Source organism: Pseudomonas sp. McL0111 (assembly GCF_052567255.1).
In genome coordinates, this window is the sequence record NZ_CP199585.1 from 5,155,016 (window position 1) to 5,181,451 (window position 26,436).

A 26,436-nucleotide genomic window follows, 5' to 3' on the forward strand; every position below is an offset into this window, starting at 1 on the left:
TAACGGCAGAATCCTCGCAAACCGTCTTGAGCCTTCGACGGAAGACTTCGCAAGGATTCCCATGAAAGAAGACGCCTCGCTGTTTGCCGCCATCGATCTGGGCTCGAATGCGTTTCGCCTGATGATCGGCCAGTCGGTGCGCAGCCGAAAAGGCTTCATGATCCAGGAAGTGAAAACCGTGCGTGAGCCGGTTCGTCTCGCCGAAGGCTTTGACGGCGGCGCGCTGGATGCTTTGGCACTGGATCGCGGCTGGCAGGCCTTGGCGCGGTTCGGTAAGAAGCTGCGCGGTTTCGAGCCGGGACGTGTGCGAGCCGTGGCGACCAGCGCGGTACGCGAGGCGGACAATGCGCAGCTTTTTCTGGCCAGTGCTGAGCGTCATCTGGGCTTCAGCATCGACGTCATTTCCGGGCATGAAGAGACACGGCTGGTCTACGCCGGCGTGGCTCACACCATCCCCAGTGCCGAGGATATGCGGCTGGTGGTCGATATCGGTGGCGGTTCGACCGAGCTGATTCTGGGTCAAGGTGCGCAACCGTTACTCACTGAAAGCATCGCCATCGGCAGTGGCACTCTCGGTGCCCGTTACTTTCGTGATGGCGATATTTGCGCGGCGGCTTTGCAGGAAGCCGAGCGCGTGGCAATTGTGCAATTCGAGAAAGTCGCCCGACGCTATCGTGCTCAGGGCTGGCAGCAGACCATCGGCTCATCGGGCACGGCGCGAATGCTCGCCAAAGTGCTCAAGGCCAATCGACTGAACGACTTCGGCCAGGACGGCATTACTTATGGTGGGTTGTTGCGTTTGTCGTTGCTGCTGCTGAAAGTGAATAACGTTCAGCAACTGAAACTCGCCGGCCTGCAACCGCATCGCCAGAGCATCCTGCCGGGTGGTCTGGTGTTGATGCTGGCGGCGTTCAAGGTGTTCGGGATTTCGCAGATGGTGCCGTCCGAACCGGGGCTGAGGCTCGGTGTGCTGCACGGATTGATGTCCAAGCATTAAGAGAGTGCCATCAGGTGCATGTTCGTTCCGCACAACCTGTGGGAGTGAGCTTGCTCGCGAAGGCGTCGGCACTGGCGGAATCTATGTTGAATGACACACCGTTTTCGCGAGCAAGCTCACTCCTACAAGGTCCGGGGTGAAGCTGAATACTGTGTTCACACCACAAAACCCTGTGGGAGCGAGCTTGCTCGCGAAGGCGTCTGCACAGGTTGAATCTGTGTCGACTGACCCACCGCTTTCGCTGGCAAGCCAGCTCCCACAGGATTTCGGGGCGAAGCTGAATACTGTGTTCACACCACAAAACCCTGTGGGAGCGAGCTTGCTCGCGAAGGCGTCTGCACAGGTTGAATCTGTGTCGACTGACACACCGCTTTCGCTGGCAAGCCAGCTCCCACAGGATTTCGGGGCGAAGCTGAATACTGTGTTCACACCACAAAACCCTGTGGGAGCGAGCTTGCTCGCGAAGGCGTCTGCACAGGTTGAATCTGTGTCGACTGACCCATCGCTTTCGCTGGCAAGCCAGCTCCCACAGGATTTCGGGGCGAAGCTGAATACTGTGTTCACACCACAAAACCCTGTGGGAGCGAGCTTGCTCGCGAAGGCGTCTGCACAGGTTGAATCTGTGTCGACTGACCCACCGCTTTCGCTGGCAAGCCAGCTCACACAGGATTTCGGGGCGAAGCTGAATACTGTGTTCACACCACAAAACCCTGTGGGAGCGAGCTTGCTCGCGAAGGCGTCTGCACAGGTTGAATCTGTGTCGACTGACCCACCGCTTTCGCTGGCAAGCCAGCTCACACAGGATTTCGGGGCGAAGCTGAATACTGTGTTCACACCACAAAACCCTGTAGGAGTGAGCCTGCTCGCGAAGGCGTCTGCACAGGTTGAATCTGTGTCGACTGACACACCGCTTTCGCTGGCAAGCCAGCTCCCACAGGATTTCGGGGCGAAGCTGAATACTGTGTTCACGCCACATAACCCTGTGGGAGCGAACTTGCTCGCGAAGGCGTCTGCACAGGTTGAATCTGTGTCGACTGACCCACCGCTTTCGCTGGCAAGCCAGCTCCCACAGGATTTCGAGGCGAAGCTGAATACTGTGTTCACACCACAAAACCCTGTGGGAGCGAGCTTGCTCGCGAAGGCGTCTGCACAGGTTGAATCTGTGTCGACTGACCCACCGCTTTCGCTGGCAAGCCAGCTCACACAGGATTTCGGGGCGAAGCTGAATACTGTGTTCACACCACAAAACCCTGTAGGAGTGAGCCTGCTCGCGAAGGCGTCTGCACAGGTTGAATCTGTGTCGACTGACACACCGCTTTCGCTGGCAAGCCAGCTCCCACAGGATTTCGGGGCGAAGCTGAATACTGTGTTCACACCACATAACCCTGTGGGAGCGAACTTGCTCGCGAAGGCGTCTGCACAGGTTGAATCTGTGTCGACTGACCCACCGCTTTCGCTGGCAAGCCAGCTCCCACAGGATTTCGGGGTGAAGCTGAATACTGTGTTCACACCACAAAACCCTGTGGGAGCGAGCTTGCTCGCGAAGGCGTCTGCACAGGTTGAATCTGTGTCGACTGACCCACCGCTTTCGCTGGCAAGCCAGCTCCCACAGGATTTCGGGGCGAAGCTGAATACTGTGTTCACACCACATAACCCTGTGGGAGCGAACTTGCTCGCGAAGGCGTCTGCACAGGTTGAATCTGTGTCGACTGACCCACCGCTTTCGCTGGCAAGCCAGCTCCCACAGGTTTGGGGTTAGGGTTGGGCTTTGGTATTGGGTGCAGATGCAAAAAAACGGAGCACCGTGGGGTGCTCCGGTTGGTGATGTTGTTTTAAAACGTCAGGCCAGTTCTTTACGCAACTGACGAGCCGCAGTCACCATGTGCACCAACGCCGCTTCGGTCTCCGGCCAGCCGCGGGTTTTCAGGCCGCAATCCGGGTTGACCCACAGGCGCTCGGCGGGAATGCGTTTGGCAGCCTTGCGCAGCAAATTAGCCATTTCCGAGGCGTCCGGCACGCGTGGCGAGTGGATGTCGTAGACGCCCGGGCCGATTTCGTTCGGGTATGCGAAGGCTTCGAAGGCGTCCAGCAGCTCCATGTCCGAACGCGAGGTTTCGATGGTGATCACGTCAGCATCCATCGCCGCTATGGACTCGATCACGTCGTTGAATTCGCTGTAGCACATGTGCGTATGGATCTGGGTTTCGTCACGCACACCCGAGGCGCAGAGCCGGAACACTTCGGTCGCCCAGTCCAGGTAATGCTGCCACTGCGCCTGACGCAACGGCAGACCTTCACGGAATGCCGCTTCATCGATCTGCACGATCTTGATCCCGGCAGCTTCCAGATCAACCACTTCGTCACGAATCGCCAGCGCAAGTTGCCGCGCCTGCACTTCACGCGAAACATCTTCACGCGGGAACGACCACATCAGCATGGTCACCGGCCCGGTCAGCATGCCTTTCATGACCTTGTTGGTCAGACCTTGCGCATAGCGAATCCACTCGACAGTCATGGCGTTCGGACGGCTCAGATCGCCGAAGATCACCGCCGGTTTCACGCAGCGCGAACCGTAGCTCTGTACCCAGCCAAAACGAGTGAACACATAGCCGTCCAGTTGCTCGGCGAAGTACTCGACCATGTCGTTACGCTCGGCTTCACCGTGTACCAGTACATCGAGGCCCAGACGCTCCTGGATTTCCACCGCATGGCGGATCTCGCTGTGCATCGCCTCGGTGTATTCGGCCTCGCTCAACTTGCCCTGCTTGAACGACTGACGCGCCAGACGGATCGAAGCAGTTTGCGGGAACGAACCGATGGTCGTGGTCGGGAACAACGGCAGATCAAGACCAGCACGCTGCTTGGCAATTCGCTGGGCAAACAGCGACTGACGCTGGCTGTCCTTGGCGGTGATTGCCGCAACACGCGCCTGCACCGCGGGTTTGTGAATACGTGGCGAAGCAGCGCGGGCCGCTTGCACCGAACGGCTTTCAGTCAGTGCCCGCAGCACTTTCGGCGCCTCAGGTTCGTTGACTGCCTGTGCCAGCACGGCAACTTCTTCGCACTTCTGCACGGCGAACGCCAACCAACTCTTCAACTCGGCATCGAGCTTGTCTTCACGCCCCAGATCCACCGGGCTGTGCAGCAACGAGCAGGACGGCGCGACCCACAGGCGATCACCCAGACGCTCATGTGCATGCTGCAAAGTGGCGAGGGCATTTTCCAGATCGCAACGCCAGACGTTACGGCCGTTGACCACACCCAGCGACAGCACTTTATAAGCCGGCAGACGATCAAGAATGGTCGGGTACTGTTCCGGCGCACGCACCAGATCAATGTGCAAACCATCGACCGGCAGATTCGCCGCCAGACCAAGGTTTTCTTCCAGACCACCGAAGTAGGTGGCGACCAGTTTCTTCAGCGGATCGCGCTGGATCTGGTTGTAGGCACGCTCAAAGGCGTTTTTCCATTCCTGCGGCAGGTCGAGCACCAGAATCGGCTCGTCGATCTGCACCCACTCAACACCTTGAGCGGCGAGGCGCTGGAAGATTTCACCGTACAGCGGCAGCAGGCGATCGAGCAGTTCGAGCTTGTCGAACCCGGCGCCCTTGGCCTTGCCCAGCCACAGGTAAGTCAGCGGGCCGATGACCACTGGCTTGACGTTGTGCCCCAGCGCGCGGGCCTCTTCGACCTCTTCGAACAACTGCTCCCAGCCGAGCTGAAATTGCTGATCAGCGCTGAACTCGGGGACGAGGTAGTGATAATTGGTGTCGAACCACTTAGTCATTTCCTGGGCGTGCGCACCGCCACAGCAACTGTCGCTGACGCCACGCGCCATGCCGAACAGGGTTTGCAGAGAAGCTTTGCCGTCATGCGGACGGAAGCGCTCCGGGATCACGCCGAACATCAGCGAGTGAGTCAGCACCTGGTCGTACCAAGCGAAATCGCCGACCGGCAGCAGCTCGATGCCAGCGTTTTTCTGCAGGTCCCAATGGGCCTTGCGCAGCTCGCTGCCGACTTTACGCAGGCCTGCCTCGTTCAGTTCTCCCTTCCAGAACGCCTCTTGCGCTTTCTTCAGTTCGCGGTCGCGACCGATGCGCGGAAATCCAAGGGAATGGGCCAGTGCCATAACAAACAACTCCAATGTCTTGTTGATGGCGGCCATTGTCGTTACTTGCACATGAGTGAGACAAACTCATTTTAATCTTGATGATCGCGAGATTTTCTCATGATCAAATGATTGCTGATTGTCCTCGAACAAAAATCGATTCATGCGTTATTGATCGGTTTGCACTGCAGGAAAAGCGTCTGCAGATCAAGCGGTTCGCGACGATGAAGACGCCCTTTGAATACTCAATGACGCCTCGATATAAACCCGCTCAAACTCGCCCCTTACGCGCTTTGTTTTTGATCTATGGTTAGATCGAAATGGCTGTATTTGCGGCGGACTAAAGGTTGCGACAGAACATGTCTGAGCCTATGTTGCAGGCGAGCTTTTCCCCCGCGAACGGAACGCGATCAACACCATCAAGAGGTGAAGAAATGTCAAAGGAATCACGCCCTGCGGTACTTGGGCTGATAGGCAACACTCCGCTGGTTCAAGTCACTCGTTTCGATACCGGCCCCTGCACGTTGTTTCTCAAACTTGAATCGCAAAACCCCGGTGGCTCGATCAAGGACCGCATTGGTCTGGCGATGATCGATGCCGCCGAACGCGATGGTCGCCTGCAACCGGGCGGCACCATCGTCGAGGCCACTGCCGGCAATACCGGTCTCGGCCTGGCACTGGTCGGTCGCGCCAAAGGCTACCGCGTGGTGCTGGTGGTGCCGGACAAAATGTCCACCGAAAAAGTCCTGCACTTGAAGGCCATGGGCGCTGAGGTGCACATCACCCGCTCCGATGTCGGCAAGGGTCATCCCGAGTATTACCAGGACGTTGCCGCACGTTTGGCCAAGGACATTCCCGGCGCATTTTTCGCCGATCAGTTCAACAATCCGGCCAACCCGCTGGCCCACGAATGCAGCACCGCACCAGAGATCTGGGCGCAGACCGAGCATGACCTCGACGCCATTGTGGTCGGCGTCGGTTCGGCCGGCACGCTGACCGGCCTGACGCGTTTCTTCAAACGCGTACAACCGGATCTGGAAATGGTCCTCGCCGATCCAGTCGGTTCGGTGATGGCCGAGTACAGCCGCAGCGGCAATATGACGAAGCCCGGTTCATGGGCCGTCGAAGGCATCGGTGAGGATTTCATTCCGTCGATCACCGACCTCTCCAGCGTGCGCCACGCCTACTCGATCAGCGACGAAGAAAGCTTCGATCACGCCCGTCAGTTGCTGCGCGCCGAAGGCATCCTCGGCGGTTCATCGACCGGCACCCTGCTCGCTGCCGCGCTGCGTTATTGCCGCGAGCAGACCGAGCCGAAACGCGTGGTCAGCTTCGTTTGCGATACCGGCACGCGCTATCTGTCGAAGGTTTATAACGATCAATGGATGACCGATCAGGGTCTGCTGCATCGCAAGGGATATGGCGACCTGCGCGATCTGATCGCCCGGCGTTTCGAGGATGGTCGGGTGATCAGCGTTGGCCCTGACGACACACTGCTGACGGCGTTCCAGCGCATGCGTCTGGCGGATGTCTCGCAGCTTCCGGTGCTGGTTGAAGGCAAACAACTGGTCGGTGTGATCGACGAATCCGACATCCTTCTGGCTGTTCACGAAGACGCCGTACGCTTCAGCCAGTCGGTCGCCAGCGTGATGACCGACAAGCTGCAAACCCTTGCGCCCGGCGCTTCCCTTGCCGATCTGGAAAACGTACTCAGCCGCGGTCTCGTGGCAATCATCGCCGACGCTTCGGGCTTCCATGGCCTGATCACTCGCGTCGACATGCTCAACCAATTACGGAGATCCCTCGCATGAGCCAGCACGACAAAAACGCCCCGGCCCAGGGTTTTGCTACCCGGGTGATCCATGCCGGTCAGGAACCGGACCCGACCACCGGGGCGCTGATGCCACCGATCTACGCCAACTCCACGTATCTGCAAGACAGCCCCGGCGTGCACAAGGGTTTCGACTACGGCCGCTCGCACAACCCGACGCGTTTTGCGCTGGAGCGCTGCGTGGCGGATCTTGAGGGCGGCACCCGCGCCTTTGCTTTTGCGTCCGGGCTGGCGACGATTTCCACGGTGCTGGAATTGCTCGACGCCGGCTCGCATGTGATTTCCGGCAATGACTTGTATGGCGGCACTTTTCGCCTGTTCGACAAGGTGCGCCAGCGCAGCGCCGGGCATCGTTTCAGCTATGTCGATCTGACCGATCTTTCAGCGTTCGAAGCAGCGCTGCAGGACGACACGCGCATGGTCATGGTCGAGACCCCGACCAACCCGTTGCTGAGCCTGTCGGACCTCGCCGCCATCGCCCGTATCTGCCGTGCTCGCGGGATCATCACCGTGGCCGACAACACCTTCGCCAGCCCTTATATCCAGCGTCCGCTGGAGCTGGGTTTCGACATCGTGCTGCACTCGACCACCAAGTACCTGAACGGGCATTCGGACGTGATCGGCGGTATCGCTGTCGTCGGGCAAAACGCCGAACTGGCCGAGAAACTGGGCTTCCTGCAAAACGCGATTGGCGCGATTGCCGGGCCGTTCGATGCGTTCCTGACCCTGCGCGGGGTGAAAACGCTGGCACTGCGCATGGAGCGTCATTGCAGCAATGCGCTGGCACTGGCGCAGTGGCTGGAGCAGCAACCGCAGGTCAAACACGTCTACTACCCGGGCCTGGCGTCGCACCCGCAACATGAACTGGCCAAGCGGCAGATGCGCGGTTTCGGCGGGATGATTTCGGTAGATCTGAACAGTGATCTGGCGGGCGCCCGGCGCTTCCTGGAAAACGTCGAAATCTTCGCCCTCGCCGAAAGCCTCGGCGGCGTCGAAAGCCTGATCGAGCATCCGGCGATCATGACCCACGCGACCATTCCGCCAGAGACCCGCGCGCAACTGGGGATCAGCGACAGTCTGGTGCGGCTGTCGGTGGGTGTCGAAGACCTCGAAGACCTGCGCGCCGATCTGGCGCGGGCCCTCGCGACCATCTGACCGGCCACGAACGACAAAGCCCGCAACAATGCGGGCTTTGGTGTTCGAGTAGGCGGCCAGTGCTGGTCTCTGGCTTACAAGGTTTATCGGGCTTCTCACAGTACCGGGCGAAAGTAAAAAGGCACGGCCTCGGCTGCTTCACACGGCATAAGGGCTGGATCTCAGCGCGGAGATCTTTCTAACCGTGTACCCTTCGGAGCGCGCCCCACGCGCCCTTGCTATCCGCTTGCGCATCAGTCTGCGTCTTCGCCTACACCTTTGAGCCTAGCAAAGCGCTCGAACACTGCACCGGCGTTTTTAGACCGAATTCCTTTTAGCGAACTCCCTCAAGTAATCCAAACGCCTAATGCCCTTTGATCCGGTGCCGGTCGTGCCGCTGAGCAAGGTCGGAGAAAAATATCTGCCACAACATGGGTCAGTACAACTGCCTGCAAACTACCGTTACTCAGGACTTGCTCTGCAAGTGTTGATTCAGGCTTTTTCGGCCGGCTCCGCAATGCCGGCGATGATAATGCGCAGATTCGCCTGATCGAGTTCGGTGTTTTTCTCGAACTTCATGGGTAACGTCCTTGTACGGCAATCGTCAAAACCCGCCCCCCATCGGCAGGCAAAGCGCGCGTCGAGTGCTAAGGTGCATGCCGTGAACAACACCTGACTTGTTGCAAGACTGAAAACCACCTTGAGCCTTTCAATAGATCATGTCCCGACTATCCGAATACAGCGACCAACACATCCTTGAAATCATCCACGAGGCCGGCTATCAGCGCCTTAGTGGTGAACACAAAAACGGCTATTCCCTGCATGAGGTCGTACATTCATGCGGGATGGTAAATCTGAAGAACTCGAAGACTTTGCTCAGTGATAAACGTGGCTGCGGTTTTATTCCCTGCCATCGACGGGGCAAACTGAGCCTGCTGTATTTGAAGTCCATCGCCAAACAGCAGGGGCTGGATGACGTTACGCTGGAAAAGGGACAAGAAGAACAAACAGATCTTAACCGTTTGACGATTTCTGCCGACGACATGCTGCACTGGCGTAAGGGTGACGCTGTGATGACGCAGAGTTGGCATACGGTTCGCTCACGCGCCCTCTCTTCCAAGAAAGGCACCTTTTTCCAACCTGACGAAACCCGACGAAAATCAAAATCCGCCGAGCTCACACTGTCAGCGCTCAATGAACTTTGCGCACCGAAGCGCCTTGTTTCTCCGCCCCTCGTGCCCGCCCGCCGATCCGACAAGGTGGAATACATACACATCGAGTGTGGCGGCAAAATCGCGCTCAGGTTTATTGAGCTCGAGAGCTGGACCGAGGATCGATGCCCTTACTGCAATCCTTTCGAAAGAATCGCCCTGGACGCGTTCAAAGCGTTCTTGCTGGACTTCGAAATGGCGTTTGAAGGCACGCTCGAGTTGATGGAAGAAAGATCCCAGGTCAAGCGTAAACAGGCCATTGCGATTACCTGCAGAGCCTGTAGCCATCGAAACAAGGCACGCAGTTACGACCTCATCCGCTACCGTGGTTTTACCTATTGCGACAACCCGACTTGCCGCAATACTTATCTACCGGAAGACAAGACAGGTAAAAGCGATCAGTACTACATCGACTTGTTGAGGGAGAACGGCATCAAGAACTTTGCAGACGGCCAAAAACTGTTCCCGAAGTCGATGCGCTATCTGAAACAACCGTCCGACGCCAGCCCGAAAGGTGCGAAAAAAACAATACGCAAATATGAAGTCGTACAAGAAGCGCTGGATTTGCCATCGAACACTCGTATCGAGGACTTCACCGACGATGAACTTCGCGCGGTGTTTCAGAGCCTGGTTGATGATGGCGCCACAAACATCGGTCATATCCGGTCTAAGCTACCTAACAACATAAACAACTTCATTAGCCGGCGCAGGATTGCCGGGGATTTTGTGCATCATCGAGTGCTCGCCAGCATGGGCATGCGTTTCAAGCGCAGCTATGAGATAGCCACGCTCAGTGATGCCATCGATTGTGTGCGAGATACAAAAAGCATGAGTTGGGGAGAGTTTGTCTCGCGCTACCCAGGCGCAAGCGGCAGCATCATCGACCAAGGTTTCAAAGAAGATGTCATGGCCGAATTTGGCTGGATACCGCTGGTCAACTATTCGCGTCTCACAAACCAGCAAATGCTGGATGAAAGCGCCCGACTCTGCTGCGCCGAACAACTCGACAGTCTGAACCAGCTGGAACGAGCCTACGGCAGCCTGATACGCAATATCCGAGAGAGAAACCTGACCGCCGACCTGTGTGCCAGACAGGGGTTTGAGCAACCGACCGTATGGCAGGGCATGAGCCTGGACGATCTGGTTCAGCACATACGCGATAGCGAGTTCGCGTCGTCCTCGGATTGGCATGCTTCATCACCCGGCTCTTATAAATACGCAGCTTCGCAAAACTGGGTACGCGAGGTCTCCAAGCAGTTCAGTTGGGGGATATACAAGGGTTTGAACGGCTTTCGCTACGACTCCCTGCCGGAAACGATTGTGGCGAACTTGCTGCACCTCGCCGACTACGAATTTGTCGACCATCCACAAATAGAAAGTTTTCCGGGATACGGCGGAGGCCGGGCGATGGCTGACTTCATAATCGACTCGGCACCGCTGTGGATCGAGGTCTGGGCCTATCGCACCGACGATGTAGTGAAGGGCGGCAAACTTGCGGGCTATCCGTTAAAGCGCAAGTACAAGGAGCAAGGCTACCTGGCCAACGCAATGCCCCTGTGCAGCCTGGAAGGAGGCTTGTTTTACCGCCCCTACACCATCGACGGCAAACAGTACCGCCGCGGCATGCGCAGTTTTGTCGAGCACGCCTGTAGCCGTCTGACCCAGCATGGATTCCCGATTAAATACACACCTGAACTGCTAGCCGAACTGCGACAGTCCGTTCACGACCAGAGCGACTCGGCGTTCATTCAACTTTGACCGTCGAATATCAAAATGAACCCTGAGCGTCGATGCTGACCTAACTGATAGACCATCAGGAGGTAGCCTATGCAAATCGAAACAATGTGGGTCGTACTCGCGACCGTTCTCGTGATCATCGAATTGTGGGCCATCAATCGGGTGCGCAAAAGCGCCGGCAAAGGCAGCACCAAAGGCGTGTGGATCGTCGCTATCGTGTTTGTGCCACTGCTCGGTCTGATAGCGTGGGCCCTGGCCGGGCCGAAGCATGTAACCCAGGATTAAGCCCAAAAACACACCCCTCACCACAGAATTGAGTTCCCTCGACATCATCTGTGGTGACGGCCCCCATGTAGGAGCTGCGGCACGCTGCGATCTTTTGATCTTGCCTCTAAAATAGTCAAAAGATCGCAGCGTGCCGCAGCTCCTACTGTTTGGGGTGGTGCCTGGAGGACGGTTATCTCAGCGCGTTAACCCCCGACGGCGCATCAGCCGATATGCCGCTGGAATCACCAGCAGCGACAGCAATGGCGCGGTGACCATGCCACCGACCATGGGCGCGGCGATGCGGCTCATCACTTCGCTGCCCGAGCCACTACCCAGCAGGATCGGCAGCAACCCGGCGATGATCACCGCCACCGTCATCGCTTTCGGTCGAACCCGCTGCACTGCGCCCTCGCGAATAGCGTCCGTCAGTCCTTGCTCACTGTGGTCGCCGAACGCCTCACGCTCGGCCCAGGCGTTTTTCAGATACAGCAGCATGATCACGCCGAACTCCGCCGAGACCCCGGCCAGCGCGATAAACCCAACGCCCGTCGCTACCGACAGATTGAAGCCCAGCAGATACAAGAACCAGACCCCACCCGACAGCGCAAACGGTAACGTGGTCATGATCAGCAGCGCCTCATCAAGTCGACTGAACGTCAGATACAACAGCACAAAAATGATCAGCAACGTCGCGGGAATTACCCACTTCAGCCTGGCATTCGCACGCTCAAGAAACTCGAACTGCCCCGAATAACTCAAGCTCATCCCGGGCTGCAATTTCACCTGCTCACTGACCGCTTGCCGCAAATCAGACACCACTGAAGCGATATCGCGGTCTCGCACATCGATGTACACCCACCCCGAGAGGCGCGCATTCTCGCTTTTGAGCATCGGCGGGCCTTCGCTGATCCTGATCTGCGCCACTGTGCCCAAAGTGATCTGGCTGCCCTGCGGCGTGTAGATCGGCAATTGCTCCAGCGCACCGACCGAGTCGCGCCACTCGCGGGGATAACGCAGATTGATCGGGAATCGTGCGAGCCCCTCGATGGTTTCGCCGACGTTTTCGCCGCCGATGGCACCGGAAACGATGGACTGCACATCGGCAATATTCAGCCCATAACGAGCAGCAGCGTTGCGGTCGATATCGACATCGATGTAGCGCCCACCGGTGAGCCGTTCGGCCAGTGCCGAGCTGACGCCAGGCACGGTTTTCGCGACGTGCTCGACAGCCTGAGTCACCGCGTCGATCTGGCTCAGGCTGGCTCCGGCAACCTTCACCCCAATCGGACTTTTGATCCCGGTGGCGAGCATGTCGATGCGGTTGCGGATCGGCGGAATCCAGATGTTGGTCAGCCCCGGCACCTGCACCACCCGATCCAGTTCCTGCACCAGTTTTTCCGGAGTCATGCCCGGGCGCCATTGTTCGTGAGGCTTGAAGCGGATGGTCGTTTCAAACATCTCCAGCGGCGCCGGATCAGTGGCGGTTTCGGCGCGTCCGGCCTTGCCGAACACATGCTCAACCTCCGGTACGGTTTTGATCAGACGATCGGTTTGCTGCAACAGTTGCGCAGCCTTTTGCGCCGAAAGTCCCGGCAGCGCTGACGGCATGTACAGCAGATCCCCTTCGTCCAGTGGCGGCAGAAACTCACCGCCCAGACGCGAGATCGGCCACAACGCACTGATGAACACCAGTGCAGCAGCGGCCAAGGTAATTTTCGGCCGTCGCAACACCGCATCGAGCAGCGGTTGATAGAGGCGGATCAACCAGCGATTGAGCGGATTCTGTTGCTCGCTGGGGATATGCCCGCGAATCCAATAGCCCATCAACACCGGAATCAGCGTCACCGACAGACCGGCAGCCGCCGCCATGGCATAGGTCTTGGTGAAGGCCAGCGGCCCGAACAATCGGCCTTCCTGCGCCTGCAAGGTGAACACCGGAATGAACGACAACGTGATGATCAACAGACAGAAAAACAGCGCTGGCCCGACTTCCGCCGCCGCTTCGGTGACTACCTTCCAGTGCTGCTCACCCTGCAACGTTTGTTCCGGGTGACGCACATGCCACTGTTCAATCCTTTTGTGCGCGTTCTCGATCATCACCACCGCCGCATCGACCATCGCCCCGATGGCAATCGCGATGCCGCCCAGGGACATGATGTTGGCGTTGAGACCTTGATAACGCATGACGATGAACGCAATCAGAATGCCGACGGGCAAGGAGATGATCGCCACCAGCGACGAACGCAGGTGCCAGAGGAACACCGCGCAGACCAGCGCCACCACCAGAAACTCTTCGAGCAGCTTGTGACTGAGGTTGGTCACGGCACGGTCGATCAGTTGACTGCGGTCGTAGGTGGTGACGATTTCCACCCCGGGCGGCAGGCTGGTTTTCAGTTGTTCGAGTTTGTCTTTAACGGCGGCAATCGTCTCGCGAGCATTCTTGCCACTGCGCAGAATCACCACCCCGCCGACCGCCTCACCCTCGCCGTCGAGTTCGCTGATGCCGCGGCGCATTTCCGGGCCCAACTGAATCGTCGCGACGTCACCGAGCGTGACCGGTACACCGCCAGCGGCGAGTTTGAGCGGGATCGAGCGGAAGTCCTCGAGGCTTTTCAAATAGCCGGAAGCCCGCACCATGAGCTCGGTTTCGGCCATTTCCAGCACCGCGCCACCGGTTTCTTGATTGGCCTTGCCAATAGCACTGCTGATCTCGGCCTGAGTAACGCCAAGGCTGGCCATTTTCAATGGATCGAGCTGGACCTGATACTGCTTGACCATGCCGCCGATACTTGCGACTTCAGCGACGTTGGGCAGGGTCTTGAGTTCGAACTTGAGAAACCAGTCCTGCAAGGCGCGCAACTGCGCCAAGTCATGCCCGCCGCTGCGGTCCACCAGTGCGTACTGATAGATCCAGCCGACGCCGGTCGCGTCCGGGCCCAGCGCTGGCCGCGCATTGGCGGGCAAACGGCTCTGCACCTGACTGAGGTATTCCAGCACCCGCGAGCGCGCCCAATACAGGTCCGTCCCGTCCTCGAACAACACATAGACAAAGCTGTCGCCAAAGAACGAATAACCACGAACGGTCTTCGCCCCCGGTACCGAAAGCATGGTGGTTGCCAGTGGATAGGTGACCTGATTTTCGACGATCTGCGGGGCCTGCCCCGCATAAGGCGTGCGGATGATGACTTGCACATCCGACAGATCCGGCAACGCGTCAATCGGAGTGCTTTGCACGGCCCACACGCCCCACGCTGTGACAAACAGGGTGGCGAGCAGCACCAGAAAGCGGTTGCCCACCGACCAGCGAATCAACGCGGCGATCATGGCTGCACCCCGCTGTTTTGCGCAGGCTCTGCATCCATCATGTTGTCCAGCGGACGGGCGACCAGACCTTTCAGACTGGCCTCCGAATCGAGCAGAAACTGCCCGGAAGCGACAACCTGCTGCCCCTCCTGCAGGCCCTGCAAAATAATGGTCTTGCCGTCGTTGTCCGATCCGGTCTGCACCTCGACCGGCCGATAACGGCCAGCGTCGTCGGCGAGCATCACCAAGGCACGGCGACCGGTGCGAATCACCGCTTCGCTGGGCACCCACAACACGCTCTGTTGCGTCGAGCGCTCAAGGTTCACCTGCGCGCTCATGCCCGGCCGGAGCTGGCCCTGCGGATTGGGCAGTTCGATGCGTACCTGGAACGTGCGAGTGTCTGCGCGGGTTTGCGGCAGAATCGCGCTGACCGTGCCCTGAATTAGCTCACCCGGCAGCGCGGAAAAACGCGCTTGCACCTTTTGTCCCGGCGCGATTGATCCGGCCTGCGCTTCGGGCACCGCGACATCGAGCCAGACACGGCTCAAGCCATTGACCCGCGCCAGTGTTTGCCCGGCAGTCAGCGTCATGCCTTCGCGCACATCCAGTTCCAGCAACGCCCCACCGATGGGCGTCACGACCGTGAAGTTCGACTGCACTTTGCCGCTGCGTTCAACCTTGGCAATCAACGATGCCGGCATCCCGGCCAGTTGCAGCCGTTGACGTGCAGCCGCCAGTAAACCCGTGTCGCCATGCTGTTTGAGGGCGAGCAACTCTTCCTGAACCGCGGTCCACTCTGGAACCAGAATATCCGCCAACGGCGCGTTGGCTTTGAGCACATCCCCCGGAGCATGGCCGTAAACCCGCTCGACAAATCCCGCCGTACGCGCCTGAACAACCGCCATGTCCCGCTCGTTGAACGCCAGCACACCCACCGCATCCAGACTCGTCACCGACAGCCCACGACTGACCGGCGCCAGCCGCATGCCGAGGTTTTGCGTGAGTGCCGGATCAATCGTGATGGCCGCCCCGCTCGCCTGGCCATCGGCGTAACGCGGCACCAGTTGCATGTCCATAAAGGGCGATTTGCCGGGTTTGTCGAACTTCTGCTGCGGGAACATCGGGTCGTACCAGTACAGCGCTTTGCGTTCGCCCGGGGCCTTGGCGCTTTGCTCCTGCATGGAATTGGGCATTGCATTGATCGACGGTCGCGCCAGCCAGTAACCACCGGCGGCGCCCAAGGCCAGCAAGAGCGCGGTCAATGCCGCGCCTTTGAATATTGCGCCGTTCATTGTGCGACCTCGCCATAGGTGAAATGCAGACGGGCACTGGTCAGCGCGCGTTGTTCTTCAACATCGATCTGTTTGAGGCGGGATTCGATCAGCTCGCGTCGAGCGGTGACCACAGCATTCAAATCGCCTTTGCCAGCGCGATAACTGGCGAGGCTTAGCTCAACTTTTTCCTTGGCCAGTGGCACCAGAGTTTGCTGATTGCGCTGCACCGAGCGATCCAGCCGCTGGTAGTCAGCCAGTTGATCCTCCAGTTGCTCGGTGTGTTCGCGTGACAGCGTTTCGCGCTGGGCCTCCAGTTGGTTGAGTTGCGCGTATCGGGCGGCTATCACCGGGTTCTGTCGGGTCTCGGGAAACAGCGGCAGATCCCAGGAAAACTGCACGCTGACCATGTCGCCGAACTCACGGCCTCGGCGCTGATAGTCAAGTTCCCAGCTCCAGTCGGAACGCTTCTGCGCCTCGGCTTCACGCACTTTGGCTTGCGCTTCACGGGTCATCGGTTCGAAGGCTGCCAGCTCGGGATGGTGTTGCAAATGACGGGAATAATCCGCAGGTGTGACCGGCCAGTCGGGCAGCTTTCCGACCGGTTTATCTGCGGCAGCCGCGCCGATCCAGCGTTTGAGTGCTGCCTGGGTCGAGGCTTGCTGACTCAGCAACTCATCCTGCTGCTCGGCCAGTTGCGCCGCCTCTTGCTTGGGCGTCACGGCATCCGCCGGTTGCGCACGGCCACCGGCAATTTGCGCGCGGACGACATCACTCAGCAGGCGATTCTCCTGATAGAAGTCCTGAAACAGCGCGTTTTTGCGCTCCACCGAATAGCGACTGATCCACGCCAGCGCGGTAGCCAAACGCACTTTGAGGCGCTCTACCTGTCGCTCGGCCACTGCGCGATCAACCCCGGCCGCAGCCACGTCAATCCGCGCCTTGCGCTTGTCGCTGTTGGGCATTTCCTGGCGGATGCCGACCATCTGCATGGTCATGAAATCCTGATCGACGCTCCAGCGATCCGGGCCGCCAATCGGGTAATTCTGCAACCCCAGCAGCAACTTCGGGTCAGGCAATTCCCCGGCGGGAATCGCTGCGCTGGAAGCCGCCTGAATGCCGGCATCCTGCGCGGCCAGCGACGGCGCTCGGGTTTCGGCCAGTCGCAGGGCTTCGTCGAGGGTCAACGACGCAGCTAGGCTCGGCAACGCCAGTACGCTTGCCGTCAGGCCGACCCATAGCGGCCAGCCCGTGCAATAGCACTTGAAATTCATGTGTTCGATTCCTGTGATCATCCACTGCGCGAGCCAACGGGCAAACACGCAGCAAGACATCCCGCTGAGGCGGAATGAGGCTTATCGTGAAACAGGAATCAGACGCGCGGGGGGCGCCACGGCCCGGACGGCGCCGGTACAGGAAGGAAGTCGCTGGAGATTGAATATGCAACAGGGCTGAACAGATTTACCGGCGGTTTGACCATAGAAACTTGCAGCAGCCCACCGCTTTTGCACTCTTGGCCAGGCTTGCAGGGTTTGCCGTGATCGGCAGTGCCCTTTTTGCTGGAGCTTGCCATGTCATTGCAGCAGTCGGCGCCCATGCCATCCATCATCGCCATGCCCATGGTTTGCATCGGACACGGTTGCGCCTCGACGCCCGCCATCCCGCTGAGGGGAAGCGCCAGGCTGATGACGAAAATGAGGAAAAACCGCAAATAGCGTTTCATGGGCTGGAGTGTAGTCGTGAAAAAGACTGCTAACGGGGCGCCGATAACAACGGAGCGGCATTAAGCCAACATTAGCAGCCGTTCGTCACCTGAAATTCACGGATCGACCTGCGCCATCAACTCCGGCACTGATTCCGGCCGTTTTGCATAACGCTGCGCCAACACCGCACAGACCATCAGTTGAATCTGATGGAACAGCATCAGCGGCAGAATCAACACGCCGATGGTGCTGCCGGCAAACAACACCTGGGCCATCGGCACGCCGGTAGCGAGGCTTTTCTTCGAACCGCAAAACAGAATTGTGATGCGGTCTTCCTGACTGAACCCGAAGGCCTTGCCCAGCAACGTCGAGGCGAACAGCACCAGCGCCAGCAGAATGCAGCAGACCACCACCAGCCCCAGCAGATCGATGACCGGAATCTGATGCCAGATCCCTTCGTTGACCGCCTCGCTGAACGCGCCGTAGACCACCAGCAGAATCGAACCCTGATCGACAAACTTCAGCCAGTTCTTGTTGCGCCCGACCCACGCGCCGATCCAGCGACGAGCGATCTGCCCGGCAACGAACGGCAGCAGCAGTTGCACACTGATTTTCAGAATCGCATCAAGCGTCGAGGCACCGTCGCCATGCACGTTCAGCAACAACGTCACCAGCAACGGCGTGAGAAAAATCCCGAACAGGCTGGACGCCGCCGCGCTGCAAATCGCCGCCGGAACGTTGCCCCGGGCCAGCGAAGTGAAGGCAATCGCCGACTGCACGGTGGCAGGCAGCGCACACAGATAAAGCATGCCCATGTACAGGTTGTCGCCGATCAGCGGGGACAGCAGCGGTTTCAGCGCCAGACCCAATAGCGGGAACAGGACAAAGGTCAGGCCGAACACCAAAAGATGCAGACGCCAATGGCCGGCACCGGCAATGATCGATTCACGCGAGAGCTTGGCGCCGTGCAGGAAAAACAGCAGCGCGATGGCGATGTTGGTCAGCCAGCCGAAGCCCACCGCAACCTGACCGCTGGCGGGCAGGAAACTGGCGAACAGCACGACGCCGATCAAGGTCAGGGTGAAGTTGTCGGGCAAGAATCTTGGGCGGGTCATGGGGTTGGTCATCCGGGGGTTGCCAGTACGTGATTGCGACTCTAACGTGGTGAGCAATTACCGACTAACGCCGATGAGCCAGCAGATGCCGCCTAAAGGACATGAAAAAAGCTTCCGGCGCAGCATTCCCGGGCTGCCCAGCCTGCCGCGACCGCTGTACGGACGCACCGAATCATTGCCCAATCGCGCATTGACCCGGCGCCACAGTCACCCGTGGGTGCAATTGTCGTACGCGATTCAGGGCGTACTTGAGGTGCAAACCGGCGCCGGTCGTTTCGTTGCGCCGCCGGAGCGCGCGGTGTGGATTCCGGCGGGCATGCCGCATCGGGTATTCAGTGCGCCGCACACCGAAATGCGCAGCCTGTACATCGATTGCAGTGTGGCGCCCTGGGCGATCGAGCGCTGTCATGTGCTCGGTGTCAGCGATTTGCTGCGCGAACTGATTCGTGCCTTTAGTCAGATACCTGTCGAGTACGATCAGAATGGCGCGCATGGCCGACTGGCTCAAGTGATCCTCGATCAACTGGCCGATGCACCGCAGATCGATCTGATGCTGCCGCTGCCACAGGACCCGCGTTTGCGGCAGATTTATCTGAGTCTGGAGCAACATCCAGAGCAGCAGACCACACTCAGCCACTGGAGCGACAAGTTCGGCGTGACCGAGAAAACCCTGAGCCGGCTGTTCCTGCGCGATACCGGGCTGACCTTTCGCGCCTGGCGCCAGCGTCTGCGTCTGCTCGGTGCGCTGACTCCGCTGGAACAGGGCGAACGCGTCACGGACGTGGCTTTGGCTTGCGGGTACGATTCAACTTCAGCGTTTATCGCGGCGTTCCGCCAGCAGTTCGGTGAGACCCCCGGAGAGTTTTTCCGCTGAATAATACCGATAATTATCGAGTTATCGCGAGCATTTGCCCAAACTTCAGGGTAGAGTTTCATCCATCAAGAATTTTTGACGCGCCATACACCTAACAATCATGAACAACCTTTTTTCGGCGGTAATCGCATGATCGACGTCACTGAAGTTTCTATTGCCCAATTGCGCTCGGCGCTGGAATCCGGCCAGACCACGGCGGTTGAACTGGTTCAGGCCTATCTGGCGCGGATCGACGCCTACGATGGCCCGAACACTGACACCGCGCTGAACGCGGTGGTCGTGCGCAATCCGCAGGCATTGAAAGAAGCCGAAGCTTCGGATGCCCGCCGCGCCAAAGGCGAAACACTCGGTCCGCTGGACGGCATTCCTTACACCGCCAAAGACAGTTATCTGGTCAAAGGGCTGACCGCTGCGTCCGGCAGCCCGGCGTTTGCCGATCTGGTTGCCTATCGCGATGCCTTCACCATTGAACGTCTGCGCGCTGCCGGGGCGATCTGCCTGGGCAAGACCAACATGCCGCCGATGGCCAATGGCGGCATGCAACGTGGCGTCTACGGCCGGGCCGAAAGTCCTTACAACGCCGACTACTTGACCGCGCCCTTCGCTTCCGGCTCGTCGAACGGTGCAGGCACCGCCACTGCCGCAAGTTTCTCGGCGTTCGGTCTGGCTGAAGAAACCTGGTCGAGCGGTCGCGGCCCGGCGTCGAACAACGGTTTGTGCGCCTACACTCCGTCACGCGGGGTGATTTCGGTGCGTGGCAACTGGCCGCTGACGCCGACCATGGACGTGGTTGTGCCCTACGCCAGAACCATGGCCGACCTGCTCGAAGTGCTGGACGTGGTGGTTGCCGAAGACACTGACACCCGTGGCGATCTGTGGCGCTTGCAGCCATGGGTGCCGATCCCGAGCGTCGCGTCCGTGCGCCCGGCCTCCTACGCCGAACTGGCGGTGCAGCCCGATGCGCTCGCCGGCAAACGTCTGGGCGTGCCGAAGATGTACATCAATGCCGATCCTGAAGCCGGCACCAGCGAAGAACCCGGCATCGGCGGCCCGACCGGTCAGCGCATCAATACTCGTCCATCGGTTATCGCACTCTGGGAAGAAGCCCGCAAAGCCCTCGAAGCCGCTGGCGCCGAAGTCATCGAAGTCGATTTCCCTCTGGTGTCCAATTGCGAAGGCGACCGCCCCGGCGCGCCGACCGTGTTCAATCGCGGCATTGTCTCCAAAGAGTTCATGCACCACGAATTGTGGGATCTGTCGGCCTGGGCGTTTGATGATTTCCTGCGCGCCAACGGCGATCCAAAGCTCAATCGTCTGGCGGATGTCGACGGGCCGAAAATCTTCCCGCACGACCCGGGCACCCTGCCCAACCGTGAAGGTGATCTCGCTGCCGGCATGGACGAATACGTGCGCATGGCCGAGCGCGGCATCACGCCGTGGGATCAGATCCCGACGCTGCCCGACGGCCTGCGCGGTCTGGAGCAAACCCGCAAGCTCGACCTCGAAGACTGGATGGATGAACTGAAACTCGACGCGGTGCTGTTCCCGACCAATGCCGACGTCGGCCCGGCAGACTGCGACGTCAACCCGGCTTCAGCCGACATCGCCTGGAGCAACGGCATCTGGGTCGCCAACGGTAACCTCGCCATCCGCCACCTCGGCGTGCCGACCGTGACCGTGCCGATGGGCATCATGGCCGATATCGGCATGCCGGTCGGCCTGACGTTTGCCGGTCGTGCCTATGACGATTCGACGTTGCTGCGACTGGCTTCGGCGTTTGAGGCGACCGGGTCGAAACGTCGGGTGCCGCCGCGTACGCCGTCGTTGAAGTAAGTGCATTGAAATAACTCGGGGCCGTCATGGCCCCGTTTGCATTCGCCGCGAAATACGCCTACATGCCAACACTTCGTTTTTCCCGAACTATCCCTCAGAAATAACCGATTTTTCTTCTACGCAATCCTCCCGCTAGCATGACCGCATCCAACCCTCTTCATGTTCAGTCAGGGAGAACGGCATGCAGCATCTCAACATTGGCGAGCCCTGGATGTGGGCCGCCTTCATTGTCTTTGTCCTCGTCATGTTGGCGGTGGATCTGTTTGTCTTCGGCGGGCGCAAGGCGCATCGGGTTTCAGTGCGTGAGGCTTCGTGCTGGGTGGTGGCCTGGTGTTTGTTGGCTTTGGCCTTCGCCGGGCTGTTGTGGTGGTATTTGAACGGCGCGTTCGGGCCTGAAATTGCCCAGCGCAAAACCCTGGAATTTCTCACCGGTTATCTGATCGAACAGTCACTGTCGATCGACAACATGTTCGTGTTTGTGATGATTTTCGGCTACTTCGCGGTGCCACCGGAGTTGCAGCGTCGGGTGCTGCTTTATGGGGTGCTCGGGGCGATTGTGATGCGCGCGGCGATGATCTTCGCCGGCGTCTGGCTGGTGACGCAGTTCGAGTGGTTGCTGTATGCCTTCGGGGTGTTCCTGATCATCACCGGGATCAAGATGCTGGTGTTTGCCGAGCAACAACCTGATCTGGATAACAACCGGCTGCTGCGCTGGGTGCGCTCACATTTACGCATCACCAGTGGCTTTCATGGCGAGCGCTTTTTCGTGCTGCAGAACGGCGTGCGCTGGGCCACGCCGATGTTTCTGGTGCTGGTGCTGATCGAGGCCAGCGACCTGATGTTTGCCGTGGACAGCATCCCGGCGATCTTCGCCGTCACCACTGACCCGTTCATTGTGTTCACTTCAAACATCTTCGCGATCATGGGTTTGCGGGCGCTGTATTTCCTGCTGGCGGACATGGCGGACCGGTTTCATCTGCTCAAGTACGGGCTGGCGATTGTGTTGGTGTTCATTGGCGGCAAGATGGTGCTGATGCCGTGGATTCACATGCCGGTTGAGTGGTCGCTGGCGGTGGTGGGCGCGGTGATTCTCGGCTCGGTGCTGCTGAGCTTGATCATCACTCGCAAAGAAGACCCAACCCAAAGCACTCAATGACACAACACAAAACCTGTGGGAGCGAGCTTGCTCGCGAAGGCAATCTGTCAGTCTATTAATGCTTCGACTGACACGACGCCTTCGCGAGCAAGCTCGCTCCCACAATGTTCGTGGCAACACTGAATGCTTTGATCACTACACAAAACCTGTAGGAGTGAGCCTGCTCGCGATTGCGCTGTGTCATTCAACTTTGATGTTGGCTGACTTGGCGCTATCGCGAGCAGGCTCGCTCCCACAATGTCCGTGGCAACACTGAATGCTTTGATCACAACACAAAACCTGTGGGAGCGAGCCTGCTCGCGATTGCGCTGTGTCATTCAACTTTGATGTTGGCTGACTTGACGCTATCGCGAGCAGGCTCGCTCCCACAATGTCCGTGGCAACACTGAATGCTTTGATCACAACACAAAACCTGTGGGAGCGAGCCTGCTCGCGATTGCGCTGTGTCATTCAACTTTGATGTTGGCTGACTTGACGCTATCGCGAGCAGGCTCACTCCCACAATGTCCGTGGCAACACTGAATGCTTTGATCACAACACAAAACCTGTGGGAGCGAGCTTGCTCGCGAAGGCAATCTGTCAGTCTATTAATGCTTCGACTGACACGACGCCTTCGCGAGCAAGCTCGCTCCCACAATGTTCGTGGCAACACTGAATGCTTAGATCACAACACAAAACCTGCTCGCGATTGCGCTGTGTCATTCAACTTTGATGTTGGCTGACTTGACGCTATCGCGAGCAGGCTCGCTCCCACAATGTCCTTGGCAACACTGAATGCTTTGATCACAACACAAAACCTGTAGGAGTGAGCCTGCTCGCGATAGCGATGTGTCATTCAACTTTGATGTTGGCTGACTTGACGCTATCGCGAGCAGGCTCACTCCCACAATGTCCGTGGCAACACTGAATGCTTTGATCACAACACAAAACCTGTGGGAGCGAGCCTGCTCGCGATTGCGCTGTGTCATTCAACTTTGATGTCGGCTGACTTGACGCTATCGCGAGCAGGCTCACTCCTACATTTGGATCGTGTGAGTCCTATTTGTCGGACTTGATGCTGGTCCAGACGCGGGTGCGTACGCGCTCCAGTTTTTGCGGCAATGGCTGGACCACGTACAGGGTTTTCAGCGCTTCGCTGGTCGGTGTCAGGTTCGGGTTACCGGTGATCTCCTTGTTGACCAGCGGCATCGAATCCTTGTTCACGTTCGGATAACCGAGGAAGTCGCTGATCGGCGCGATGACTTTCGGATCGAGCAAGGTGTTGAGGAATTCGTGCGCCTCTTCGACGTTCTTCGCGCTCTTCGGAATGGCGAAGGTATCAAACCAGATCGGTGCGCCTTCCTTCGGTAGACGCCAATCCACCACCACACCATTGCCCGCCTCTTTGGCGCGATTGCCGAACTGATAGAAGCTGCCGGAGTAACCGATGGCCACGCAGATATTGCCGCTGGCGATGTCGGTCATGTACTTGGCCGAGTTGAAATAGGTGACATACGGGCGAATCTTCAGCATCAGCTCTTTGGCTTTCTCATAATCGGCGGGGTTCTGGCTGTTCGGATCGAGCCCCAGATAATGCAGGGCCAGCGGCAGAATTTCCGACGGCGAATCGAGCATCGCTACGCCGCAGGATTTGAGTTTTTCCATATTCTCGGGCTTGAACACCAGATCCCAGCTGTCCACCGGCGCGTTGTCGCCCAGCGCAGCCTTGACCTTGGCCGGGTTGAAACCGATCAGCACCGTGCCGTACATGTAAGGAACGCCGTATTGGTTGCCCGGATCATTGGCATCCAACAGCTTGAGCAGCGCCGGGTCCTGGTGGCTCCAGTTCGGCAGTTTGGACTTGTCGAGTTTCTGGAAAACGCCGGCCTTGATCTGCGTATCGATGAACTGGTTCGACGGCACGACCAGGTCATACCCGGAGTTACCGGTGAGCAGTTTGGCTTCCAGCGATTCGTTGGTATCGAAGGTGTCCCAGGTCACTTTGATGCCGCTTTTCGCAGCGAAATCCTTGGGCACGGAAGGCAGGATGTAATCCGCCCAGTTGTACACCCGCAGCTCGCGCTGTTCGGCGTGCACGGCGCTGGCCAGCAGCGTCAGCCCACACACAGTGGCGCCCAGAATGCGTTTCATCGTGACCATGGTTTGTTTCCCCGATTGCGGCGTGAGTTCGATGGTTTTTGTTCTGTACACGGCAGCGGCTGTAAGACAGCCAGGGTAAGGCGCAGCAAAGATCTGATTGTTCTTCGACAGTTTGATTCTTGCTGACAGCGCTGTGAGATCACAGTGGGAGGTAGGCCAAAAGGGGATCGATATGGCCAATTGTCAGGAGGAGAAAAATCCCCCTCCTGACCGGGAGAGGAGTTTCAGTCGGTGTAGCCGAGTTTCGCCGCCCTGCTCTGCTGCGTCTGGCCACGGGTCGCCAGGCAGTAATACAACGGGCACGTCACGATCAGCCCGACCAGCCACGACAGATCCGCGCCATCCACCAGATTGGCGTAGGGCCCGACGTACAGCGAAGTATTGGCAAACGGCAACTGCACAATGATGCCGATGAAGTAGGCGATGATCGCGTGCAGGTTGAAGCGCCCGTAAATGCCGCCATCGGCACGGAAGATCGAGGTGATGTCATACGCGCCGCGCTTGATCAGGTAGAAATCGATCAGGTTGATTGACGCCCACGGCACCAGCACCAGCAACAACGCCAGAATCAAGCCGATGAACTCGGAGATGAAATCCGCCGACGCGCCCAGCGCCACCACGCAGCAACCCGCCAGCACCACGCTCGACAACATCACGCGCACCTTGATGCTCGGCGTCCACTGACTGGCGAAGGTCTGAATCGAGGTGATGATCGACAGCACCGCACCGTACAGATTCAGCGCGTTGTGGCTGATGATATTGAGCAGAAACAGCACCATCAGAATCGGCCCGAGCCATCCGGTGGACTGCTTGACCGCCGCCATTGCGTCACTGCCTTCCGGCGTCGCCAGCACCGCTACCGCGCCGAAGGAAAACGACAGAATCGTACCCAGCGTCGCGCCCAGATAGGTGGCGAAAAACGGCTTGGCGATACCGATATCCGCCGGCAGATAACGCGAGTAGTCCGAGACGTAGGGCGAGAAGCTGATCTGCCAGATGATCCCCAGCGACACTGTCGCCAGCCAGCCGGACAGGTTGAAGCTGCCGCGAGTCAGAAAGTCAGCCGGCAGGTCATGGCAGAAGATGTAAAGGAAACCGGCGAGCAACGCGCTACCCATCACCCACGTGCCGATGCGGTTGAGGGTATGGATGAAGTTGTAGCCGATCACACCGATGGCCGTAGCCCCGAGGGCGCCGATCAAAATGCTCAATGGCGCCGGCACCGACGGCGCAATGCCGACGATGGATTTACCAGCCAGCACGATGTTGGAGATGAAAAAGCCGATGTAGATGATCGTGGCAAAGAACACGATCAGCAGCGCGCCATAACGGCCGAACTGGCCACGACTCTGCACCATCTGCGGAATGCCCATGCGCGGGCCTTGCGCCGACGCCAGAGCAATCACGATTCCGCCGATCATGTGCCCCAGCGCAATCGCCAGCAGCCCCCACAGCAGATCGAGATGGAACACCTGAACCACCATGGCGCCGGTGACGATGGGCAGTGGCGCAATGTTGGTGCTGAACCAAAGGGTGAAAAGGTCGCGGGCCTTCCCGTGGCGTTCCGCGAGTGGAACATAGTCGACCGTGTGATTCTCGATCAACGGATCTTGCCGGGACATCTGGGACATGGGTATGAACTCGAGTTTGTCTGTTCTTATCTTTGTATGAAGCCAAACCGAGGGGACTCTTTGGCCGCCCCTCAGATGCGAGCCATATTATGGTATTCCAAACTTTTCACAAGACTGATCCGTAGT

Annotated in this window: 18 protein-coding genes; 9 read left to right on the forward strand and 9 right to left on the reverse strand. The window is 58.7% G+C overall.

The genetic code is table 11. From position 1 onward, the window contains the following. The first annotated feature begins 61 nt into the window (after positions 1–61). Entirely contained in the window at positions 62–997 is a 936-nt protein-coding gene (locus ACTWLJ_RS23260; protein ID WP_445178621.1) for a Ppx/GppA phosphatase family protein, read from the forward strand. A gap of 136 nt (positions 998–1,133) precedes the next feature. Further along, positions 1,134–2,756: a hypothetical protein gene (locus tag ACTWLJ_RS23265; protein ID WP_445178622.1), complete on the forward strand. Its 1,623-nt coding sequence runs from the start codon at positions 1,134–1,136 to the stop codon at positions 2,754–2,756. 81 nt (positions 2,757–2,837) lie between these two features. Here ACTWLJ_RS23265 and metE read toward each other — a convergent pair whose 3' ends face one another. Continuing rightward, on the reverse strand, positions 2,838–5,126 hold the full coding sequence (metE, locus tag ACTWLJ_RS23270; protein ID WP_445178623.1) for a 5-methyltetrahydropteroyltriglutamate--homocysteine S-methyltransferase: 2,289 nt from the start codon (positions 5,124–5,126) through the stop codon (positions 2,838–2,840). A gap of 413 nt (positions 5,127–5,539) precedes the next feature. Here metE and ACTWLJ_RS23275 point away from each other — a divergent pair, with 413 nt between their 5' ends. Both ACTWLJ_RS23275 and ACTWLJ_RS23280 read left to right on the forward strand, forming a co-directional pair. Beyond that, complete coding sequence (locus tag ACTWLJ_RS23275; protein WP_445178624.1) at positions 5,540–6,916, forward strand: pyridoxal-phosphate dependent enzyme; 1,377 nt, start codon at positions 5,540–5,542, stop codon at positions 6,914–6,916. Beyond that, positions 6,913–8,091, forward strand: coding sequence for a cystathionine gamma-synthase (locus tag ACTWLJ_RS23280; RefSeq protein WP_401212623.1), 1,179 nt, complete (start codon positions 6,913–6,915; stop codon positions 8,089–8,091). Before ACTWLJ_RS23275 ends, ACTWLJ_RS23280 begins: the two co-directional genes overlap by 4 nt. Before the next feature lie 471 nt (positions 8,092–8,562). Here the strand turns inward: ACTWLJ_RS23280 and ACTWLJ_RS23285 are convergent, their stop codons facing one another. Beyond that, positions 8,563–8,769 (reverse strand): hypothetical protein, encoded by a 207-nt coding sequence (locus ACTWLJ_RS23285; RefSeq protein ID WP_445181447.1) that lies wholly within the window; start codon positions 8,767–8,769, stop codon positions 8,563–8,565. Between the two features lie 20 nt (positions 8,770–8,789). On the opposite strand from ACTWLJ_RS23285, the gene ACTWLJ_RS23290 reads away from it, so the two are divergent. Together ACTWLJ_RS23290 and ACTWLJ_RS23295 are read left to right on the forward strand one after the other, a co-directional pair. Further along, positions 8,790–11,039, forward strand: coding sequence for a hypothetical protein (locus ACTWLJ_RS23290; RefSeq protein WP_445178625.1), 2,250 nt, complete (start codon positions 8,790–8,792; stop codon positions 11,037–11,039). A 69-nt stretch (positions 11,040–11,108) separates the two neighbouring features. Further along, positions 11,109–11,303, forward strand: coding sequence for a PLDc N-terminal domain-containing protein (locus tag ACTWLJ_RS23295; protein ID WP_401212628.1), 195 nt, complete (start codon positions 11,109–11,111; stop codon positions 11,301–11,303). A 177-nt stretch (positions 11,304–11,480) separates the two neighbouring features. Here ACTWLJ_RS23295 and ACTWLJ_RS23300 read toward each other — a convergent pair whose 3' ends face one another. From ACTWLJ_RS23300 to ACTWLJ_RS23320, 5 genes are all read right to left on the reverse strand, one after another. Beyond that, positions 11,481–14,609: an efflux RND transporter permease subunit gene (locus ACTWLJ_RS23300; protein ID WP_445178626.1), complete on the reverse strand. Its 3,129-nt coding sequence runs from the start codon at positions 14,607–14,609 to the stop codon at positions 11,481–11,483. Next, on the reverse strand, positions 14,606–15,880 hold the full coding sequence (locus tag ACTWLJ_RS23305) for an efflux RND transporter periplasmic adaptor subunit (protein ID WP_445178627.1): 1,275 nt from the start codon (positions 15,878–15,880) through the stop codon (positions 14,606–14,608). Before ACTWLJ_RS23305 ends, ACTWLJ_RS23300 begins: the two co-directional genes overlap by 4 nt. After that, entirely contained in the window at positions 15,877–17,133 is a 1,257-nt protein-coding gene (locus ACTWLJ_RS23310) for a TolC family protein (RefSeq protein WP_445178628.1), read from the reverse strand. Before ACTWLJ_RS23310 ends, ACTWLJ_RS23305 begins: the two co-directional genes overlap by 4 nt. 98 nt (positions 17,134–17,231) lie before the next feature. Beyond that, positions 17,232–17,582 (reverse strand): hypothetical protein, encoded by a 351-nt coding sequence (locus ACTWLJ_RS23315; RefSeq protein ID WP_445178629.1) that lies wholly within the window; start codon positions 17,580–17,582, stop codon positions 17,232–17,234. Between the two features lie 96 nt (positions 17,583–17,678). After that, positions 17,679–18,677, reverse strand: a complete 999-nt coding sequence (locus ACTWLJ_RS23320) for a bile acid:sodium symporter family protein (protein ID WP_445178630.1) — start codon at positions 18,675–18,677, stop codon at positions 17,679–17,681. A gap of 85 nt (positions 18,678–18,762) precedes the next feature. Between ACTWLJ_RS23320 and ACTWLJ_RS23325 the strand changes: the two genes are divergently transcribed. From ACTWLJ_RS23325 to ACTWLJ_RS23335, 3 genes are all read left to right on the forward strand, one after another. After that, positions 18,763–19,551, forward strand: a complete 789-nt coding sequence (locus ACTWLJ_RS23325; protein WP_401212643.1) for an AraC family transcriptional regulator — start codon at positions 18,763–18,765, stop codon at positions 19,549–19,551. A 129-nt stretch (positions 19,552–19,680) separates the two neighbouring features. Beyond that, positions 19,681–21,384 carry an amidase gene (locus ACTWLJ_RS23330; protein WP_445178631.1) on the forward strand — a complete coding sequence of 568 codons (1,704 nt, stop codon included), beginning with the start codon at positions 19,681–19,683 and terminating at the stop codon, positions 21,382–21,384. A 181-nt stretch (positions 21,385–21,565) separates the two neighbouring features. Beyond that, on the forward strand, positions 21,566–22,540 hold the full coding sequence (locus ACTWLJ_RS23335) for a TerC family protein (RefSeq protein ID WP_445178632.1): 975 nt from the start codon (positions 21,566–21,568) through the stop codon (positions 22,538–22,540). Between the two features lie 1,038 nt (positions 22,541–23,578). Here ACTWLJ_RS23335 and ACTWLJ_RS23340 read toward each other — a convergent pair. Further along, positions 23,579–24,679 (reverse strand): polyamine ABC transporter substrate-binding protein, encoded by a 1,101-nt coding sequence (locus tag ACTWLJ_RS23340; RefSeq protein WP_401212650.1) that lies wholly within the window; start codon positions 24,677–24,679, stop codon positions 23,579–23,581. 224 nt (positions 24,680–24,903) lie between these two features. Next, on the reverse strand, positions 24,904–26,310 hold the full coding sequence (locus ACTWLJ_RS23345; RefSeq protein WP_445178633.1) for a purine-cytosine permease family protein: 1,407 nt from the start codon (positions 26,308–26,310) through the stop codon (positions 24,904–24,906). Positions 26,311–26,436 lie beyond the last annotated feature (126 nt).

Bases quoted from the DNA above. Each gene is read 5' to 3' on its own strand.
- ACTWLJ_RS23340 (WP_401212650.1), bottom strand. From the start codon at position 24,679: ATGGTCACGATGAAACGCATTCTGGGCGCCACTGTGTGTGGGCTGACG.
- ACTWLJ_RS23295 (WP_401212628.1), top strand. From the start codon at position 11,109: ATGCAAATCGAAACAATGTGGGTCGTACTCGCGACCGTTCTCGTGATC.
- ACTWLJ_RS23300 (WP_445178626.1), bottom strand. From the start codon at position 14,609: ATGATCGCCGCGTTGATTCGCTGGTCGGTGGGCAACCGCTTTCTGGTG.
- ACTWLJ_RS23330 (WP_445178631.1), top strand. From the start codon at position 19,681: ATGATCGACGTCACTGAAGTTTCTATTGCCCAATTGCGCTCGGCGCTG.
- ACTWLJ_RS23335 (WP_445178632.1), top strand. From the start codon at position 21,566: ATGCAGCATCTCAACATTGGCGAGCCCTGGATGTGGGCCGCCTTCATT.
- ACTWLJ_RS23320 (WP_445178630.1), bottom strand. From the start codon at position 18,677: ATGACCCGCCCAAGATTCTTGCCCGACAACTTCACCCTGACCTTGATC.
- ACTWLJ_RS23290 (WP_445178625.1), top strand. From the start codon at position 8,790: ATGTCCCGACTATCCGAATACAGCGACCAACACATCCTTGAAATCATC.
- metE (WP_445178623.1), bottom strand. From the start codon at position 5,126: ATGGCACTGGCCCATTCCCTTGGATTTCCGCGCATCGGTCGCGACCGC.
- ACTWLJ_RS23325 (WP_401212643.1), top strand. From the start codon at position 18,763: ATGCCGCCTAAAGGACATGAAAAAAGCTTCCGGCGCAGCATTCCCGGG.
- ACTWLJ_RS23345 (WP_445178633.1), bottom strand. From the start codon at position 26,310: ATGTCCCAGATGTCCCGGCAAGATCCGTTGATCGAGAATCACACGGTC.
- ACTWLJ_RS23310 (WP_445178628.1), bottom strand. From the start codon at position 17,133: ATGAATTTCAAGTGCTATTGCACGGGCTGGCCGCTATGGGTCGGCCTG.
- ACTWLJ_RS23305 (WP_445178627.1), bottom strand. From the start codon at position 15,880: ATGAACGGCGCAATATTCAAAGGCGCGGCATTGACCGCGCTCTTGCTG.
- ACTWLJ_RS23280 (WP_401212623.1), top strand. From the start codon at position 6,913: ATGAGCCAGCACGACAAAAACGCCCCGGCCCAGGGTTTTGCTACCCGG.
- ACTWLJ_RS23315 (WP_445178629.1), bottom strand. From the start codon at position 17,582: ATGAAACGCTATTTGCGGTTTTTCCTCATTTTCGTCATCAGCCTGGCG.
- ACTWLJ_RS23275 (WP_445178624.1), top strand. From the start codon at position 5,540: ATGTCAAAGGAATCACGCCCTGCGGTACTTGGGCTGATAGGCAACACT.
- ACTWLJ_RS23260 (WP_445178621.1), top strand. From the start codon at position 62: ATGAAAGAAGACGCCTCGCTGTTTGCCGCCATCGATCTGGGCTCGAAT.